The 18,617-nt window shown below is 42.5% G+C and carries 15 protein-coding genes and 1 tRNA gene; 10 read left to right on the top strand and 6 right to left on the bottom strand.

The window, feature by feature from the left end; translation table 11 throughout:
- Positions 1–284: 284 nt before the first annotated feature.
- Positions 285–1,838, top strand: coding sequence for a serine/threonine-protein kinase (locus tag FD723_RS26295; RefSeq protein WP_179068000.1), 1,554 nt, complete (start codon positions 285–287; stop codon positions 1,836–1,838).
- Between the two features lie 455 nt (positions 1,839–2,293).
- On the opposite strand, the gene FD723_RS26300 is transcribed toward FD723_RS26295, so the two are convergent.
- The 5 genes from FD723_RS26300 to abc-f all read right to left on the bottom strand — a co-directional run bounded on the left by FD723_RS26300 (position 2,294) and on the right by abc-f (position 7,773).
- Positions 2,294–2,491: an NblA/ycf18 family protein gene (locus FD723_RS26300; protein ID WP_094348015.1), complete on the bottom strand. Its 198-nt coding sequence runs from the start codon at positions 2,489–2,491 to the stop codon at positions 2,294–2,296.
- Positions 2,492–3,136: 645 nt separating this feature from the next.
- Positions 3,137–3,874 (bottom strand): Stp1/IreP family PP2C-type Ser/Thr phosphatase, encoded by a 738-nt coding sequence (locus FD723_RS26305; RefSeq protein WP_179068001.1) that lies wholly within the window; start codon positions 3,872–3,874, stop codon positions 3,137–3,139.
- 17 nt (positions 3,875–3,891) lie between these two features.
- A complete protein-coding gene (locus FD723_RS26310) occupies positions 3,892–5,577 on the bottom strand; it encodes an AarF/ABC1/UbiB kinase family protein (protein WP_179068002.1) in 1,686 nt (561 codons plus the stop codon).
- 159 nt (positions 5,578–5,736) lie between these two features.
- Positions 5,737–6,063 (bottom strand): DUF6825 family protein, encoded by a 327-nt coding sequence (locus FD723_RS26315; RefSeq protein WP_179068003.1) that lies wholly within the window; start codon positions 6,061–6,063, stop codon positions 5,737–5,739.
- A 96-nt stretch (positions 6,064–6,159) separates the two neighbouring features.
- Positions 6,160–7,773, bottom strand: a complete 1,614-nt coding sequence (abc-f, locus tag FD723_RS26320; RefSeq protein ID WP_179068004.1) for a ribosomal protection-like ABC-F family protein — start codon at positions 7,771–7,773, stop codon at positions 6,160–6,162.
- 539 nt (positions 7,774–8,312) lie between these two features.
- Between abc-f and FD723_RS43920 the strand changes: the two genes are divergently transcribed.
- The 3 genes from FD723_RS43920 (at position 8,313) to FD723_RS26335 (ending at position 9,738) form a co-directional block, all read left to right on the top strand.
- Positions 8,313–8,450: a hypothetical protein gene (locus FD723_RS43920; protein WP_306296993.1), complete on the top strand. Its 138-nt coding sequence runs from the start codon at positions 8,313–8,315 to the stop codon at positions 8,448–8,450.
- A 197-nt stretch (positions 8,451–8,647) separates the two neighbouring features.
- Entirely contained in the window at positions 8,648–8,872 is a 225-nt protein-coding gene (locus tag FD723_RS26330) for a DUF5615 family PIN-like protein (protein WP_256874930.1), read from the top strand.
- A gap of 185 nt (positions 8,873–9,057) precedes the next feature.
- Positions 9,058–9,738 carry a Uma2 family endonuclease gene (locus tag FD723_RS26335; RefSeq protein ID WP_179068005.1) on the top strand — a complete coding sequence of 227 codons (681 nt, stop codon included), beginning with the start codon at positions 9,058–9,060 and terminating at the stop codon, positions 9,736–9,738.
- A 6-nt stretch (positions 9,739–9,744) separates the two neighbouring features.
- Here FD723_RS26335 and FD723_RS26340 read toward each other — a convergent pair whose 3' ends face one another.
- The gene (locus tag FD723_RS26340) at positions 9,745–12,471 is read right to left on the bottom strand and encodes a CBS domain-containing protein (protein WP_179068006.1); all 2,727 of its coding nucleotides are present in this window, start codon (positions 12,469–12,471) and stop codon (positions 9,745–9,747) included.
- A gap of 153 nt (positions 12,472–12,624) precedes the next feature.
- On the opposite strand from FD723_RS26340, the gene psbZ reads away from it, so the two are divergent.
- From psbZ to FD723_RS26370, 6 genes are all read left to right on the top strand, one after another.
- Positions 12,625–12,813, top strand: a complete 189-nt coding sequence (gene psbZ, locus FD723_RS26345) for a photosystem II reaction center protein PsbZ (RefSeq protein ID WP_179068007.1) — start codon at positions 12,625–12,627, stop codon at positions 12,811–12,813.
- A 189-nt stretch (positions 12,814–13,002) separates the two neighbouring features.
- A complete protein-coding gene (ribH, locus tag FD723_RS26350) occupies positions 13,003–13,584 on the top strand; it encodes a 6,7-dimethyl-8-ribityllumazine synthase (RefSeq protein WP_179068008.1) in 582 nt (193 codons plus the stop codon).
- A gap of 114 nt (positions 13,585–13,698) precedes the next feature.
- Positions 13,699–13,770: transfer RNA gene (locus tag FD723_RS26355), tRNA-Gly, on the top strand.
- A 708-nt stretch (positions 13,771–14,478) separates the two neighbouring features.
- Positions 14,479–14,886 (top strand): hypothetical protein, encoded by a 408-nt coding sequence (locus FD723_RS26360; protein ID WP_041565838.1) that lies wholly within the window; start codon positions 14,479–14,481, stop codon positions 14,884–14,886.
- Positions 14,887–14,890: 4 nt separating this feature from the next.
- On the top strand, positions 14,891–16,156 hold the full coding sequence (locus FD723_RS26365) for a glutamate-5-semialdehyde dehydrogenase (protein ID WP_179068009.1): 1,266 nt from the start codon (positions 14,891–14,893) through the stop codon (positions 16,154–16,156).
- Positions 16,157–16,604: 448 nt separating this feature from the next.
- Positions 16,605–18,176: an alkaline phosphatase gene (locus tag FD723_RS26370; protein WP_179068010.1), complete on the top strand. Its 1,572-nt coding sequence runs from the start codon at positions 16,605–16,607 to the stop codon at positions 18,174–18,176.
- Positions 18,177–18,617 lie beyond the last annotated feature (441 nt).

Genomic DNA, 18,617 nt, shown 5'->3' on the forward strand with positions numbered 1-18,617 from the left:
TGATTTAGTCTGTTGCACCAGTTGTAATAACCATCTTGGTTCCAAACTGGCAGAGCGTGGTTTAAATCCCCTAAAAGAGGATTTAAAAAGCTAGTACAGCACTGCCTAAATAAAGCGACGATTGGAAATCGCACATAAGCTTATCCTATAAGCTCTTTGCTCCCCGACTTCTGCCTTGCAGTACGAGCCTAGAAAGTCATTTATGGGCACAATAATTCAGATATCAGTTTGAATGCACTTTTCCTCCCAAACACTTACAACCTGCTTTTGGAGTCGAATTTTCTATGTCAGACCCTAACATTGGTCGCTTACTCAGCAAACGCTACCAACTCCAGGAGTTAATCGGTACTGGAGCAATGGGTCGAGTTTATCGTGCTAAAGATACTTTATTGGGAGGTGTACCCGTTGCAGTTAAGTTTCTCGCTCTCTCAATCCAAAATGAAAAGATGCGATTACAAGACCGCTTTGAGCGAGAAGCAAAAACCTGTGCTTTACTAGGGCAAAAAAGCATCCATATTGTCCGAGTTATGGATTATGGCGTAGATGACAATAATACCCCGTTCTACGTGATGGAATACTTACAAGGACAAAGCCTGAACAATATTATTCGTAAGGAACGACTGCCTTTAGCAAGATTCCTGAGTATGGCGCGTCAACTGAGCCTGGGATTACAGTGCGCCCATGATGGTATCCCAGTTGAGGGTACTATTTGCCCAATTATCCATCGCGATATCAAGCCAAGTAATATGCTGGTGATTCAAGATCCCAGTTTCGGGGAATTGGTCAAGGTTCTCGATTTTGGTATTGCTAAATTATTACAGTCAGATGGCGACCATACAAAATTCTATTTGGGGACATTGGCTTATTCTTCTCCCGAACAAATGGAGGGTAAGGAATTAGACAACCGTGCTGATATTTATAGTTTGGGTGTCATGATGTTTGAGATGCTCACAGGCAAAATGCCATTGGTGGCACCAACTCACTCTTTTGGAGCATGGTATAAAACACATCACTATCAAAAACCACGTTCTTTTGCTGAGGTCGTGCCTGGATTAGAACTACCAAGAGAACTCGAAAATTTGGTGATGAGTTGTCTCGCTAAGGTAGCACGCGATCGCCCCCAAAGTATCAATGAAATCCTCAAAGTTCTAGCGTCTCTAGAAAAGCCTGAGCATACACGCAAAGTTAAACAAGACAGCCATGCCCTAGTTCCTACTACTATAGTTAGTCCTGAGCTTGAACAAAAGACAAAAGCCGAATTGCGGGTATCCTGGTCTAACGATGAAATCGCTCGTGCCATTTCCTGGCCCCCCAATAAACCAATTGCCGATATTGTCTTTCCCCAGGCCATTCATATCAGTGGGGAGGCTTTACCAGCTTTATGGGTGATGCTACCGCAGGAGGAAATTCAAAAACGCTTACTCTGTACCCGCTATAACCAATTTCTGTTCATCTCTATTCCCCATCCCATGCTGCTATGGATTACTGTCATCTACAACCGTAAGCATGGTGCTAAATGGTTGCCTTATTATCTCGATCTCAAAAGCAGTCTTGGTCAAGAAATTGTCCGGTTACTACAGCACACGGGTTACTACCGCTTGTTATTCTTTGCACGAGAAACACCAAATCGCTGTACCCATATCTTACTTTCCAGCGTCGCTTCTGCCCAGCGCCAACGACTACAAGAGTGGGTCGCAATGAGTAACACGCTGGTGTCTTCTGCCGACCCGCAAATCAGTAAAAGTTTACTAAAAAGTGAGTACGAAAAAATTAAACCTCAAATTATCACAAAACTGGAAAGTATTGACACAGATTCCCCATACGATCTTTGCAGCTAGGAATAATTTTTTAATGTTATTGAGGGCAGGTCACTACCGGAATGTAAACTTTTATAAACAAAGTGTATATAAAGATGTAAGTTCTAGTTATATGTATAAAGAGTGAAATTGGTAGCTGCTAAAGCAGTGCTATCTGAGTTCTCTCTGAATCTTCTTGTGTAGATACTCCAGGAAATTGTAAATTTACGCAGGTGTGGTTCTCAGACTAGACAAAACAAAAAGAAGTTTGGCTAAAGCAAACAACAAATTTAGCCTACAATGCTAAAGTTAAGTCTAGACTCCAGCAAATATACTGTAGACAATGTTTACTGGTTCTTCGTTGGTTTTGTGAATTGAAATTTTCCGTCCTTCTTGTGGAGTTACTTATCGAAGTTGACGCCCCGACATCCCCAGCTCTTTTCCTCCTTGGAACCAAGCAAGAGAAGGAGGTCGCCCACTGCGACATCAGAACGATTCTATGCCATAGTGGAACCGGAATCTAAGCCCCACTGATGCTTCAGAAGTTCTTGATAGGTTGCCTCACGCACGACCATTTGCTCATAGAGCTTTACTAAAAAGTCTTTGGCTTGCTCGTGGCTCATATTTTGCACCTGAGTGGAAAATGAGCAGATGCTGAATTGCTGTTCCAAGGATAGTTTCATTGGTTGATTCATAATTAACTCCGAAAAAACAACGTGTAAAGGTGATATCGCTCACAGAAGTCCAAATGGGATAAGAATTGGACTGATATCTGTCCAACATTTGTTCCTCCGTATTAAGAAAGATAACAACTGTTTGACAGATTGCCTACATCCTAAATGTGGAATTTTTCTGCTCTGATATCTTGCACCTAATCCTACTGATATACCACCCAAGTTAACCGAACCATATTCCGGAAAATAGGCTTTATTTAGTCTCAGATAGGTATGACTACTTCCCTAACTCATTATTGTTCGATCTAACTCTCCTTTGAGGGGAATATTAGATGCTGCCCTTTAGCGTCTTGGTCTTTTTGCTTAAAAAACCTAAGATGCTGTCTGCTCCAGTATAGAGGAGCTTTAGAGGGCAGAAATTTTAAGGAGGTTGGGAAATGAATGGTAATAAGCGTGAATTATAGTCGCTCTACCTTATTACGTGCAAGATGTCAATTCACCAATTTATGCAAATTTAGCCTCATTAGGTGATTTTGGAGGCTAAAAATATTTGTATCAAATTGTAAAAAGGAAAAATGCTCACGCTGAACAAATTACTGAGTATATTTACCAGATTAATCATTTTTCAGTTGTTCTTTGTCTTGGAAAATAACAAATGACCAATGACTAATGACTATTTTCTTCGAGTGAGAGGATGACAACTGTGATGTTATCGTGCCCTCCGTGGTCTTTGGCAGCCTCAACTAGAGAGATGGCTGCTTTATCAAGCCAAGGAGTGTCTTGGAGGCAGCTAGCAATCTTTTCCTCGACAAGTTCTTCGGTAAGACCATCACTACATAACAGCAAGCGATCGCCAACTTTTACGTCTAGTGGTTGGACATCAATCTGATGCAAGTCTTCACGCCCTAAACAGCGAGATAATACATGACGAAAAGGATGCGATCGCGCTTCTTCAAAGGTGATGTCACCGATTTTGATAGCCCGTGCAACCCAAGTGTGGTCTTCTGTTACTTGTTCTAACTGCAACTCTCGGAAGCGATACAGCCGGGAATCGCCAACATGAGCGCACCAGGGGGACTCTGGGGCGCGAAAAATCACCGCTACAACCGTTGTACCCATGTCGGCACGTTCAGGATGGTTTTGCTGATCTTGCAAAATCGCTTCATTAGCACCCCACAAAGCTTGCTCTAGCAGTTCTTGAGAAGATTTAGAAGATTCCCAATTGGCGACTAAATAAGCCTGAATTTCTTCAGCGGCAATCCGACTTGCTTCTTCACCTCCGGCATGACCACCCATGCCATCGGCGACAATGAAAAACCGCCCTTCTGGGTCAATATAGTAAGCATCCTGATTATTAGAACGAATAAGTCCCGGATCGCTAAAACCCGTGAAATTAAGTTTCATAAATTTTGCTGCAACAATTAATACATACGATCGTAACGGTCGAGGCGTGAAAGTAGTCGGATCAGGATCACTGAAAGCCCTACTGCAATTAAACCAGGCAGCAGTGCCAGCCATACATAATCCTTAACCACTAGGATAGTAGCTGAAAGCGTGAAACCGCTGATCAACAGAGCATAGCTGATTGAAAGCTGAATACTGCTCTGTCGTCGCAGCAGGCGTTCAGTTTCTATAGACCGAACGCGCAAGCGCATGTCTCCCTGCTCTAGCTTCTCTAGTGTATCCTCTAATCTACGTGGTAGACCAAAGGCGGTACTACTTACCTGAGCTGCTTGGCGACTTAATTCGTTAAGAAAGCTATTCCCCTCAGAACCATTCATATCGGTCATAAGTTGCATTGCATAAGGTTTGGCAACTTCCATAAAGTTAAATTCTGGATCTAAGCCTTTGCCTACCCCTTCTAGGGTAGAAAAGGCTCGCATCACAAAAGTGAAAGTTGCTGGAAATCTAAATGGCTGATTATAAGCTATTTCGTAAAGGTCGTCACTGATTGCTGCGACTGATTGGTTCTCAAAGGGCTTATCCATGAAATTGTCCAGCATATACTGGACAGAACGCCGCACTGGCCCCATATCATCGGTTGGGGCGATCGCGCCTAAATCGATGAGAGACTGGACAACGCGATCGCCATCTTTTTGAGCAATGCCAAACAGTGTTTGCATCAGTCCTTCGCGGACGTTGGACTTAATCCGCCCCATCATCCCGAAATCGTAGAATATCAAAGCACCGTTTGCACTAACGGCAATATTGCCTGGGTGAGGATCGGCGTGGAAAAAGCCACTATTAAGTAATTGTAGTAAGTAAGCTTGAGCGCCTTGACGAGCGATCGCCTTTCGATCTAAACCTGCTGCTTCTAAAGCTTCGTATTGGCTAATTTTAATTCCAGGGAGATATTCTAAAGTCAGCACTCTAGAAGTTGCGTAACGCCAGTATATTCTAGGGACGTTCACCCAATCGTAGCCGCGAAAGTTCCGGCGGAAAGTATCGGCGTTACGACCTTCGTTAAGATAATCAATTTCTTCCCAAAGAATGCGGCAACATTCTTCGTAAATACCCAACCAATCTCGTCCCCGTCCCCATTTGGGATGGTTTTGAAAGTAGCGGGTAATTCCCTTGAGAATCTGTAAATCTATTTCAAATAACTTCTTTAGTCCAGGACGTTGCACCTTGACAACAACCGATTCCCCAGTATGCAGCACAGCTTTGTGTACTTGCCCTAAGCTAGCAGCAGCTAAGGGAATCGGTTCAAAATTATGGAAGAGTTCAGGAATTTTTTTGCCTAATTCTTTCTCAATGGTCGCTTCTACTTGCTCATAGCTAAATGCCGGTACTTTGTCTTGTAACTTGGCTAGTTCTTCTACATATTCACCAGGGAATATATCAGCACGGGTAGAAAACAGTTGCCCAACTTTGATAAAGGTTGGCCCTAAATCCAGTAGGGTATTGCGAATCCAGACTGCTTGGATTTTGCGCCTTGTAGCTTGCTTTGCCTCAGTCACACCACCCGGATAACTCCAAGATTTGTTGTATAGCCAAAGTTTGAACAATAAGGTCAAGACAAAAGACCAAATGTCCACAAAACGCCGTCTGCTAGAGTATTTTTCCCGATTCCAACGGTATGCTTTATCTGAATAACCTTGTTCCATATACTTTGTGTACCGTTGGTTTGCGACCGAATCACTTGGAAGAAAAGACACTCTGATTCCTAAACTGTTTTTTTCTTAAGTGTCCTTTGTCATTTGTCTTTTGTCATTCGTAGATAATTTTTCACCAATGACTAATGACCAATGACTAATGACTAAAATTTATGCAGAAGTTCGGCGATAATGTTGCAATTCTGTTCGTAAGAGGGCAATTTCTGCTCTTAATTCGTCAATATCTGCTTGCAAGTCACCGGAATCAGAACTGGCTTGCCCAGTACTTGCGGTAGCTTGACCAGCATTAGCTGATTCTGTTGCCCGATTTGCCCGCTCTAGGACTTCTTCTGTAAACTGGCGCAGCTGCTCTCTAGCTTCTGCATCAAATTTGCCCAGATCGCTCAAAGCATCGGTCAAGGCGACCTCTAAACGCTCATTAACTACTTCTGCTACCGCTCTGCCTACGAAAAAGGCTTGCACAAGGGGATTACTCATAAATTTTTGTTACGTTGCACCGCAAGAGAATTATAACTTGCCTGTATGCTTTGCGGCTTCTGTTGTTGAGCTAGAAATTTATATGAGGCGATCGCTTTATTTATGACATTCCAGCAACTCTCGATAATATTGCTCTGGTGTACTCGGTAAATAAGTCGTCGTTTGCAAAGTTTTTTCCCTCAATTTGAAACCTTGGGTAATGTTAATCTGGCTGAGGAAATCGATATCGTGGGAAATTACCCAAATAGCTCCTTGGTAATCATTGATACCTACTACCATTTGTTCCACAGTTTCAATATCCAGGTTATTAGTTGGCTCATCGAGAATCAGCAGATCGATTTCTGAGATACTAATCATAGCGATCGCTAGTCTTGCCAACTCACCCCCACTCAGTATAGAGGCGCTTTTGTGAACGTCATCATATTTAAAGAGAAAGTGTCCTAGTTGTTGACGTAAAAGCTGATAGCTCAAATTAGGATTGGCAGCTTGCATATTTTCCAGAATTGTGTATTGGCGATTTACCAATTCGTAGGTTTGATCGAGATATACAGCTTTCATCGCTGGTGTGAGCAAAACTTCACCTGATTCTAAAACCGCTGTTTGGTTTTCCATTCCCAAAATTGCCTTTACCAGACTCGATTTACCAGAACCATTTGCGCCGATAATGGCAATGCGATCGCCAGAGGATATATGCAGTTGAATATTTTGAATCAATAGACGCTCTGATATCCTCAGATTCGCACCCTGGATATTAATTAGATTTCGGCGCTTGTGATTTTTTTCTTCTAGCTGAATACTCGTGACTTTGGTAGTTTTGACTTTCGTCTCTACAACCTTTTGATTAGCCTTTGCTACTGCTGCTTCATGTTTCTTCTTCGCAGTTCCGGTAGACACCTCAGCTTTGGTTTTAATTAGTCCTGCTGCCATTCTGTCAATACTACCATTAAGAAACTTGGCGCGACCGTTGCGACTAGATTGGGCTGCGCGTTGCTGTTCTTGCATCGCTGTGGTTTGAGTACGTTTGAGTTCCTTTCTGGCAGCTTCGTGCGATCGCAATGCTACCTCTAACTCTATTTCTTTCTGCTCTCGATAGTGTGAGAAATTACCGCCATATACTTTCATACCAGCAGGTGTAAGTTCCCAGATGACATCTGTCACTTGCTCTAAGAAAAAAGGCTTATGCGAGACAATTACAAAAGCACCTGCAAAATCTTGAAGAAACTGCTTTAAGCTTTCTAACGCTGGCAAATCCATGTGATTTGTTGGCTCATCAAGTAATAGCAAGTTTGGTTGTTGAGCTAAACCGATTGCCAGAAATAGTTTAGTAAGTTCTCCACCACTCAAGTTAGTAATTGGTATTGAGAGGTCAAGGGTTGTGTGAAATTGTGTTTGTAAAATCTCTTCAATATTCCACCATTCATCAGAGATAGAAATTAAAAAACTAAGCACTGTCTCTGCTGTAATTTCTTGTCTGATAGTACTGATTTGTGGCAAATAATAGACCATGTCATGACGCAAAACTGAGCCTATATTGGGGCTGATTTGACTTGCAAGTATCTTGAGTAGGGTTGATTTTCCTATTCCGTTGCGACCAACCAAAGCAATGCGATCGCCCGCGTCGATATTCACATCAACTCCTTGAAACAAAGTTCTATCTAAGCTGAGGTTATATGCTAAATTCTCAGCTAACAATATTGATTTTTTCGGCATTATTTTCAAACCTCAATTCGCAAAATTCCACCCGCGTATTTACAAAAGCTGCGGGTAGATTAGACGTAAAGAAACTCAGCCGCAGACACTCGTCAAGCGGTTCTATGTAGATAGGAGTAATGACAATATTTTTAGTGCATGACTATGTGAAGTAACCCTGTCAAACTAGTTGCGTTTATTCTTCGTTGACATTTGTTGCTTTGGCGCAACAGGTGTTTGGTACTACTTCATTTCTGCTATCTCGCTGGAGTTGTGATGAGGTTTGATATTAACTACAGTGTAGCACGAAGGAATTTCGGAAGGTAAGAGGGGATGTCTGACGACAAGCCGCAAAGCGTCTACGCTTTTTTCTTCTCTGTGCCCTCTGCGCCTCTGTGGTTAAAAATCTTTATTAACCGCAGAGGCGCAGAGAACGCAGAGGCAATGTGCTCCACCTATAACTATTGTTAAAAACGTTAATTAATTCTATGCCGTCAAGCTTATCGCTTGAACAAAAAGATTACTATATATAATAACTAACTATAAATATAGATCAATCTATGTCTATCAAAGATATCGCAGAGTATTTCAACTTTCTCTCTTCTGAAGACATTAGACTGAAAGACTCAAGAATTAGTATTGAAACAATTCTTTATGAATACATTGATTGTGGACATTCTCCAGAAGAAATTGCCTAAATTTATCAAACAATATATTTAGAACAAGTATATGCAACAATTCTTTATTATCTGCAAAATAAAGAAACTGTCAGTGCTTACATCAAAAACTGGATAGAACACGGTCATAGAATGCGAGAACAACAGCGGCTTAATCCCCCGCCAGTGTCAGAAAAACTGCGCCAACTCCGAATTGAAAGACAAGCTAAACAGCAAGCATGACACTGCAATATCTGATTGATGAAAATATCAATCCTGTATATCCAAATCAAATTAGGCTAACAGAACCTGATATTGCGATTAAAGTGGTAGGAGAATCAGGAACTCCAGCAAAAAGTATACTCGATCCAGAAATCCTGTGTAGGTGTGAGGATAATAATTTTATATTAGTAACAAATAACCGAACTTCTATGCCAGGACATTTAGCTTCAATCCAAACTTAAATATTGGTGAAAATATAGAATAACTCATAATAGTTGCTTTGGCATCAGAAGACGATGAATATCAAGACAGAATAGTTTATTTACCCTTACCCTAAAAATAGGCAATTACCTCCAGTACGCTATGCGATCGCTAACTACAACACTGCTAAAATAAATCCATAACTACTTGATGCCGTATCCATTCTATGACCATAGCTCAAGAATTAGATGATCAAAAAGGCATCTGCCAAGATGTTATATTTCCCCCTGGTGATTTATATAGTGACGAGCCTCCTTTGGAAAGCGAACTACATTTAGAGCAGATCATGCTCTTACTCAAATGCCTAAAATGGCTGTGGCGAGATAGAAATGATTTCTACGCGGCGGGAAACCTGACTATCTACTATAGTCCACGCCAACTTAAATCAGAACACTTCCGAGGGCCAGACTTTTTTGTAGTATTCGGAACTGAACGCAAAACCCGTAAAAGTTGGGTAGTTTGGGAAGAAGATGGTAAATATCCGAATGTAATTCTAGAAATTTTGTCTGACTCAACAGCTAATACTGACAAAGATTTAAAGAAAAAAATTTATCAAGATATCTTCCGCACACCCGATTATTTTTGGTTCGACCCTTTCACACAAGAATTTGCAGGATTTCATTTAGTAGATGGAGAATATCAACCTCTACAACCAAGTGAGCAAGGATATTTATGGAGCCATCAACTAGGGTTATATCTGGGAGTTTATCAGGGACTATTGCGGTTTTTTACACGAGATGGACAATTAGTACCAACACCGGAAGAAACGGCAGAACAAGCTGAACAAAAGGCCGAACGTTTGGCAGCAAAACTGCGCGAGTTAAATATCGACCCAGATACAATTTAAGTCAATTCATTTAGGATAGTGTTTGGCTAAAAACTCCTCAGCTTCAGTCTTATCTTTAATTACTCTATCCAAAGTAGCAGCAAGCATATCATCTAATATTTGTCGATACTGGGGGCCTGGTTTGTAACCAAGTTTCTTTAAATCATTCCCATTCAGTAGTGGCTGCACATTAGTCCAAACAGTTAAGTATTTCCAAATTTGATGTCTAAGCGATCGCGGACTTTGCAAAGCGATTAAAATTAGCTTTGGTAAGTTGTACTGTCGCAACAACTGCACTACTTGACTGGGACTTTGACACTTAGGCAAAGATTCCATCACCTCAGTTTGGGCAGAAGTCAAGTTTTGCAAGCGTTTAATGCTATCTTCTTGTAGTTGCAGATTTTTTGCTACTTTCGCCCGATATTGTGGTGCTAGATGGGCGATTAAGGCTTCTAAGCGCATTTCCCAATGGATGAGGGTTTGTTCAGCATCAAATCGCCGCAAGCATCGTTCTAGTAAGCGTAATTGTCGCAGCAGTTCTGCGTCTAGCTTCAGGGTAGGATGGATACATTGCAATGCCCCTAAGTTATCTAGTAACTGCAAAGCCGATTTCCAGTAGGGGGCTTCTAGGATATGTTTTAATTCTGTTTTCAGTCTAGTTTGCAGGGCTGGAGTTTTGCTATTCTCTTGAGCAGTGCGATCGTAAACGCCACTGTTGATGGCATAGCGGATAAATTCTTCAGTTTGCGGTTCAATTTGAAATCCGAAGCGCACAGCAAAGCGCACGCCACGATAAATCCGGGTGGGGTCTTCGATAAAGCTATTGGGGTGTAAAACTCGAATTTGCTTGGCTTGTAAATCTAGTAATCCGCCAAAGAAATCGAGTAATTCACCAGCACGGGGAGTAGTAAGGCGCAAGGCAAGAGCATTGATGGTAAAATCTCGACGATACAAGTCTTGACGAATAGAACTCGCCTCAACTTCTGGATTTGCTGCTGGATAGGGATAAAATTCTGTTCTAGCGGTGGCAATATCTACCCATAGAGAATCTAATTCTGGGTCTTTGTGCCACAACAAAGCCGCAGTTTGAAAAGCCCCGTGGATTTCTAAACGAGCAGCAGGGTAAAGTTGTTGGAGTGCCTTTGCTAATTCTACACCAGCACCAACATCTGCTGATTTGTGAAAGCCATCAACCACAAGATCAATATCTTTAATCATCAAAGTGCCCGATGCTGCTTCAGCTAACAGTAAATCCCGCACCGCACCCCCGACAAGATAAAGATGCCAACCCCGTTTTTCCGCCTCTTGCGATGCTGTGGTGAGTAATTTCCACAATTGCGGTGCAAGGCGATTTTGCAACTCAGTGCTGAGAGGAATTTTGAATTTTGTTACCGCAGCGTTAGCGTCATTTTGAATTTTGAATTTTTCTCCCTCTTCGTCTTCATCCCTTTCTTGATGTAATTCTCGCAACACATCAGTACGAGTGACCAGACCAACTAACTGTTCATTCTCCAATACTGGTAAGCGCCCGATATCATAAGTCACCATCAGCGACTCAATTTGTGGCAGTGTTGTATCTGGTGCGATCGTTTTAAGATTTGTGGTCATATAGCCTTTAACTGGCGCATGACTAAATCCGTGGTGCAGCGCAACATCAAGATCCCGGCGCGAAATAATACCTACTAATTTCCCTTGGGTATCGACTACAGATAAACCAGAGTGTCCATAGCGTAATAAAATGCGCTGGGCTTCGGCAATTGTGGTTTCAGGTAGAATTGTGCGAACAGGAGAAGACATCAAATCCCTAGCAGTGGGGGGATGGGGAATTTGTGCTTTTACTCCGTCCAGGAGTTGTTTTAATATTGCCTGTGAATCAACTCCCCTTAAGTTTAGGGATGCGGCTTGTGAATGACCACCGCCACCGAGAAGTTGGAATAATTGGTTAAGATTTGTTTTGGGAATTTGCGATCGCCCAATTATAGTTAAACGTGAATCACTTTCACCGAAAGAATACTCATTAGCCAACAGTAGGGCATCAATTTCGGTTAATTCCACAAGTTCTGATGCCAAACTGGATAACCCTGGTACAAAAGCATCGGTTTTTAAAGTTACCCAAGCAAGGGTATATCCATGTAGGCAAAGATATTCTAAATTTTCCAGCGCCTCAGTTAATAGCTGCTGCAACTGCAAAGACAAGCCAGGGTCACGGTAGGTAGAAATTACCGATAAACTTGCACCTTGTTGCATCAACCAAGCCAAAGCTAAGGCATCCCTTGGGGTAGACTGGTCAAAGGTCAAGGAACCAGTGTCAACGTGGATACCCAAAGCCATCACAGTTGCTTCGGAGGAAGTCAAGGAAATTTCTTGTTGTTGCAATTCCTCCACGATTAAAGTTGTGGCGGCTCCTACTGAGGCAAGATGCGATCGCGTGGCGGGAATATCTGATTCTTGTCCTAAGTGATGGTCATAAATTATAATCTCTTTTAAATTGGGTAAATCTAACCACTCAGCAGCCTTACCCAAGCGATCGCGCTGTTGTGTATCCACTACAGTCAGAGAACGAATTTTTTCCGAATTCACCGAACGACGTTCAATCAGTGGATATTCATCCCGATGTAATGCTAAAAAATCCCGTACAGTAGGGTGAGAACCGCCAGTCAACACAATCTTACTTCCTGGTAATAGGCGCGTTAACCCTACCGCCGCTCCTAGCGCGTCAAAATCTGCTGTTGTGTGGCAAAGAATTAAATCCATACTTCAATTAGCCATTAGTCATTAGTACTTAGACAAAAGGACAAATGACTAAAATGTTGCAATTTCTGCTAGCTTAAAAATAATAAGAAAGTGTCAGTGTCGCCCTTTAGGATATTCTATCCTTAGTATTTCGCTGTATTGGGAGAAGCAAAAATGACCATAATATTCCAATTTGCCTTGATAGGTCTAGTCCTATTGTCCTTTGTCCTAGTTGTGGGCGTTCCAGTTGCTTACGCCACTCCTCAAAATTGGGGTGAATCTAAAAAACTACTCTGGGTTGGCTCTGGCGTCTGGATTGGTTTGGTGTTTTTAGTTGGTTTGTTAAACTTTTTTGTCGTGTAGGCGACGGCTTCGCTCTGGCATGAGTACATAATATAAGAACTAGAGGAGCAGAAAAGCCAAGGTCAAAGACCAAAGGAAAAAAGGAGAAATTTTTTCCGATTTCCTTTTTTCTGACCGTGCTTTTTTGCTCCTCTACATTTAAATAAGAAATGTATAGTGGCCAGAAGTATAGTTGATTAAGAGGCAGTCATGGCAGTTTTCGAGGGAACTTTTACCCAAACGGAGCCTTTGCGGTTTGCAGTGGTGATTGGTCGATTCAATGACCTTGTTACCGGAAAGCTGCTAGAGGGATGTCAAGATTGCTTGAAACGCCACGGCGTAGATCCTAACCCCCAAGGTAATCAGGTAGACTATGTTTGGGTTCCAGGAAGTTTTGAGGTACCTTTAGTAGCCCGCCAACTAGCGCTTTCTCATCGTTATGATGCTGTAATTTGTCTGGGTGCAGTCATTCGAGGGCAAACACCCCATTTTGATTACGTCTCTGCCGAAGTTTCTAAAGGCATTGCCGCCGCTAGCTTTCAAACCGGAGTACCAGTAATTTTTGGCATTTTGACAGTAGATACTATGCAGCAAGCCTTAGAACGGGCAGGCATCAAAGGTAATCATGGTTGGGATTACGCCCTGAACGCCCTAGAAATGGCCAGCCTTATGCGGCAACTGCGTTCTAACCTAGAAGAGCCATATTCTCGAAATAGCCAGTCTTTGCCAGCTTCTTTTCAAAGTGCCAGTGCCGGCAATTTAACGGTAGTAGAGTCAGAAGAACTGGGCTAGGTTCGTCATTAGTCATTTGTCCTTTGTTGTTCACCAATGACTAATGACTAATGACTAAATTAAGGGGTTGACAATTAGAAAGAAATCTGAGATATTGATATTTGGCAATAGATTGCGGGTATAGCTCAGTGGTAGAGCGTCACCTTGCCAAGGTGAATGTCGCGCGTTCGAATCGCGTTACCCGCTTCCAACTAAACCTCTTAGAGTCAAAAACTCCAGGAGGTTTAGTATTTTCAGGGTGCATTGAAGTGTTTCTCAATTCTCGCTTGGATTTTGGACTTCGGTGTGAGCGCTACTTCGTTGCTAAGATGTCACAGTGAGCCTTCAAATTGCTCAGTGCAAATCAGTTGAGTTTTACTGCTAGTAACTACTCTGAGCATTCCGTATGTGACAATCATTGTTCAAATTGGTATTACCCACTTGCTAAGAAATATAAAACCCAGCTTTAGACTAATCTAGACAGGCATTAGCTTGGCTACAATCTTTACAGGTGTTATCAATTAGTTTTGTAGGGTTTGTTGTTGTCTATTGTTTATGAGCGTAGCCTTTCTAAACGATTTGTTTTCGGAGTGGTCGCCATCGTAAGCTTAAAATTATTCCAGGTGTGTCAGCATAATAAATGCCCAAAAATGTAACTACATTACCTTGAAAGCGACAGATGAAGAGAAGGAAGTTTTTAAACAAGATTACTAGCTACGGGGAAAACTACAAACAGATGACTCCGTAGTTATATGATAATTACGATACTTAGATTGAGAAGCATCTACTGTTTGCGCTCATGGCGATGTTTGCAAGCCGGTCTATGTATATCAAGAGAGAAGCCTTATTAGGCATTTACCAAGTTACTATATTCTCGCAGTTCGTGTAAAACACGCTCAAGTTATTAGAACGCTTGTGCAATCTCAAAAACCCGAAAAAATCGATTTCAATGCTGAATACCCCTGCCCCTGTCGTCGTCGGGGTCAGTTAATTCCGATTACGTTGACAGAAGCATTTGGTTGCGATCGCTGTCAGCAAATCTTTGTTGTAGAAGATAATGGTCATGTCCTAGAACAGCTTTCTACCACCTATCCCTACAAACGGGCTTGGCGGTGGATGGGAAATAGTTGGCATGTTGTCCATCCCCGCTTAGGAGAAAGCTATCTGCCTATAGCGCTCGGCATTATTTTCGTGCTAGTGATTATATGGCTACCATTAGCACTGCGATTGGCAAATGGTTCTAGCATTATTGCTTGGGCAATGGTGGCAGTGCTATTAGCTATTCTACCAGCACTAATGGTCTGGCTTACCTACAGACGTTAACTCAATGACTGTTGAAGTTTTGGACGATCACCCCGAACCGATTACTAGTGCCCAACGAGCCTATCAAGCTTCCCTAAAGTTGGGGATCACAAAGGGGGCAGACCGGAGTCGTGCAGTATTGGCGATGGCACAGGCGCTTGAGCGCTCATTTGACGACATTCTCGAAGCCAATACCTTGGATTTAGAAGCCAGTCGAGAAATGGCAGTGCCAGAGTTGATATTGGACTGGCTAAAGCTGACTCCCACAAGGCTGGAGATGACAGTAGACATTTTACAACGGTTGGGGGAATTATCAGATCCGCTGCGACGCGTCAGAACTGCTGACTATCAACTGGGAGATTCCCAGAGTTACACCCAGTTAATGCCCTTGGGAGTGATTGGATTTATTTATGAAGCTTTTCCCGATTTAGGAGCGATCGCAGCGGGTTTTTGTATTAAAACTGGCAATAGTATAATTCTCAAAGGTAGTACTGAAGCTAGTCATTCTAACGCCGCCATCGCTGAGGCACTGCAAAATGCGATCGCCGAAGTTGGACTACCATCAGGTTGTGTAGAACTGATCACAGCCGAACATGGTGCTTCAATTCGGGATTTAGTTACCCAAGATGAGTACGTGAATTTGGTGATTCCCTACGGACGTTCTAGTTTGGTGCAACAGGTAGTACGACAGTCTACTTGCCCAGTTTTAAAGTCAGCAATGGGTAACTGTTATCTCTACTGGTCGCCCAATAGCAGCTTAGAAATGGTGCGCTGGATGATTCTTGATAGCCATCAAAGTGAACCCGATCAAGTCAACGCCATTGAAAAGGTACTAGTTCATCGTCAAGCCTTACCATCATCCTTAGCAGTTTTGTGGAACAGCTTGATAGAAAAAGGCTTTGAAATTAAAGGGGATGCCGAACTGGTACAAGCCTTTCCCCAATTACAACTGGTGAAAGAGGGCGAATGGGGAAACCCTTATTTAACTAGGACAGTAGCATTTAAATTGGTGGATAGCTTAGAGACTGCGATCGCCTGGATTAATGAACACAGCAGTGGTCATGCCGACTCTATTGTTACTGAATCTTACCAGGAAAGTCGGCAGTTTGCTTTGGGAGTTAATAGTGCCTCTACCTACATCAACACTTCCCCGCGTTTTTCCCGCAACCCCTCGCGGGGAGATTCAGTATTTCTTGGTATGTCTAATCAAAAAGGTCATCGGCGGGGATTTATCAGCCTGGAAACCTTGACTACCGTCAAGCACATTGTTCAGGGAAATGGCAGGTTTTAAATAATTCGTAATTACGCTCTCTACGATCTGGTGCGCGTAGTTTGCTTCTCTGTAGAAGTACGAATACTCGCTAACGTAATTCGTAATATTTTTCAAAATCTTTGAGCTTGCATTATAAGTAATCAATAAGCTGATACTATCAATAATTAGCTTGCTCAATCCAAAACCTTGTCTACAAAGGCTTGTATTTCACCAGGCAAATATTTTAGGACTTGTGTATAGACTGTAGATAAACTCTCAGGGAAATAAAGCATAGCTTTAGCTCTTTGGGGTTGTGAGGTTTTAAATTTAACAAAATCTTAATTTCTACTTGATCCTGGCTTGGTAGGTTCCTTGTATTTGGTTGAGCAGCAATTAGGAGACAAGTTAAATCAAGCCTTTTTTGTGCTTTTCGCAACTGACCCTCCTAAAATTTGCCAACTGTATTTACATCTGGGAAGGGGTGAATATGGAACTTATGGATGGTACACGCCTGCTAGTAAATCGGTGCGGAAGGCGGAATTTTTTGTTGGGTGCAGGATTCTTAACGGGGTTAACAGTAGCTAGCCAATTGCATCCAGTATTGGCTACCCCAAGGTTTTCTGGCTATCCGTTTAGTCTTGGGGTTGCCTCTGGCGATCCTTTGCCGGATGCTGTTGTTATCTGGACACGACTAGCTCCAAATCCACTCTCTGGAGGTGGAATGCCATTGATAAATGTGCCAGTGCAGTGGCAAGTCGCCCTTGATGAAAATATGAGACAGGTAGTGCAGCGAGGAACAGCACTGGCGACACCAGAGTTAGCCCACTCAGTCCACGTTGATGTCTGTGGGCTAAACCCTAATCGATGGTACTGGTATCAATTTAAAGTGGGTAGCGAAGTTAGCCCCATTGGGCGGACTCGCACAGCCCCAGCATCTTATAGTTATACCCAACAACTGAACTTTGCTTTTGTCTCCTGTCAAGACTGGCAAAATGGCTACTATACGGCTTATCGGCATTTGGCTGAGGAAAATCTCGACCTTGTAGTTCATTTGGGTGATTACATCTATGAATACGGGCCACTGCCCGGTGGCCCACGTCAGCATAATAGTCCAGAAATCATCACTCTTTCCGACTACCGTAATCGTTACGCTCTATACAGAACAGACCAGAGTCTCCAAGCTGCTCATGCGGCTTTTCCCTGGATTGTCACTTGGGATGATCACGAAGTTGATAATAACTACGCCAACTTAAGCCCCGAAGACAATCAAACCCAAGAGGCTTTTAGAAAACGGCGAGCCAATGCCTACCAGGCTTACTATGAACACATGCCCCTACGTCAGTCTGCATTGCCCAAGGGACCAGATGCGCTGCTTTATCGGCGCTTGACTTTTGGTAATTTAGCTGAGTTCAATGTACTAGATACGAGGCAATATCGCACTAATCAACCTTGTGATGATGGACTTAAGCCTCAATGCCCCGGAGCTTTTGATCCCAATGCGACAATGACCGGCTCAAAACAAGAGCAGTGGCTACGAAAAGGGTTAGACCAGTCGCGATCGCGCTGGAATGTGATTGCTCAACAGGTGATGTTTGCCCAGTACAATTTCAATAGCAGTCCAGGCCCAGGTATCTTCAATATGGATCAGTGGGATGGCTACGTAGCTGCACGTAATCGGCTCCTGAGTTTTCTCAACCAGCGTCAACCTTCTAATCCTGTGGTAATTAGCGGAGACATCCATTCTAGTTGGGTACACGATCTGAAGCTTGACTTCAATAACCCAAGCTCACCAACTGTAGGCACTGAGTTTGTCGGAACTTCAATTACCTCTGACTTTCCGACTGCATTCATCGCTCCATCTCAAGCTGCTCTACCTAATAATCCTCATACTAAGTTCTTTAACGGTGCTTACCGGGGATACGTCCGCTGCAACCTGACTCCAAAACGCTGGCAAAGTGACTACCGCGTTGTCTCAAGCATTGTTGACTTAAATGCCTCTGTCAAAACCCTAGCTTCCTTTGTAGTCCAAAACGGACAACCAGGAGCGCATCTAAATTAAGCAAATCTCACTAATCAAACAAACCCCTCAGATTATATTTGGGGGGTTTCAATATAGGATGAAATCCGATTCGGATGCTATTGTGTCAGCATTTCTCTGGTGTTCGGATATAGATAGAAATTATATCTGAGTTACCAAAAGGATAATAGCCTTAAAAAATACGGAAAATACGGGAGATTATTGAGGAGATTACGCTATTTTAGGCAATAGCGATCGCCTGTTCAATTCTACACTGAATCAATTTTACTAAAGAGTTATTTTTGGCATTTCTTTGCAATACTTAACTAACTTCTAATTAAAAAAAGTGAACATAGATTAAAAATGATAACTAACACCATAAATTATTAAGTACTTCAGGCTAAATTGAGAGTATACTTAATAGTTGAAATCTAGTTAAAAGTTTAAGTAACTATGTGCAAATAAACTTAAACATTTGTTTAG

Origin of the sequence: Nostoc sp. C052 (assembly GCF_013393905.1) — a bacterium.
GTDB lineage: Bacteria > Cyanobacteriota > Cyanobacteriia > Cyanobacteriales > Nostocaceae > Nostoc.

Coding starts and splice junctions, on each gene's coding strand:
- FD723_RS26305 (WP_179068001.1), bottom strand. CDS start 3,874: ATGAAACTTAATTTCACGGGTTTTAGCGATCCGGGACTTATTCGTTCT.
- FD723_RS26315 (WP_179068003.1), bottom strand. CDS start 6,063: ATGAGTAATCCCCTTGTGCAAGCCTTTTTCGTAGGCAGAGCGGTAGCA.
- FD723_RS26295 (WP_179068000.1), top strand. CDS start 285: ATGTCAGACCCTAACATTGGTCGCTTACTCAGCAAACGCTACCAACTC.
- FD723_RS26340 (WP_179068006.1), bottom strand. CDS start 12,471: ATGGATTTAATTCTTTGCCACACAACAGCAGATTTTGACGCGCTAGGA.
- ribH (WP_179068008.1), top strand. CDS start 13,003: ATGGCAGTTTTCGAGGGAACTTTTACCCAAACGGAGCCTTTGCGGTTT.
- abc-f (WP_179068004.1), bottom strand. CDS start 7,773: ATGCCGAAAAAATCAATATTGTTAGCTGAGAATTTAGCATATAACCTC.
- FD723_RS26310 (WP_179068002.1), bottom strand. CDS start 5,577: ATGGAACAAGGTTATTCAGATAAAGCATACCGTTGGAATCGGGAAAAA.
- psbZ (WP_179068007.1), top strand. CDS start 12,625: ATGACCATAATATTCCAATTTGCCTTGATAGGTCTAGTCCTATTGTCC.
- FD723_RS26370 (WP_179068010.1), top strand. CDS start 16,605: ATGGAACTTATGGATGGTACACGCCTGCTAGTAAATCGGTGCGGAAGG.
- FD723_RS26300 (WP_094348015.1), bottom strand. CDS start 2,491: ATGAATCAACCAATGAAACTATCCTTGGAACAGCAATTCAGCATCTGC.
- FD723_RS26335 (WP_179068005.1), top strand. CDS start 9,058: ATGACCATAGCTCAAGAATTAGATGATCAAAAAGGCATCTGCCAAGAT.
- FD723_RS26330 (WP_256874930.1), top strand. CDS start 8,648: ATGACACTGCAATATCTGATTGATGAAAATATCAATCCTGTATATCCA.
- FD723_RS26365 (WP_179068009.1), top strand. CDS start 14,891: ATGACTGTTGAAGTTTTGGACGATCACCCCGAACCGATTACTAGTGCC.
- FD723_RS43920 (WP_306296993.1), top strand. CDS start 8,313: ATGTCTATCAAAGATATCGCAGAGTATTTCAACTTTCTCTCTTCTGAA.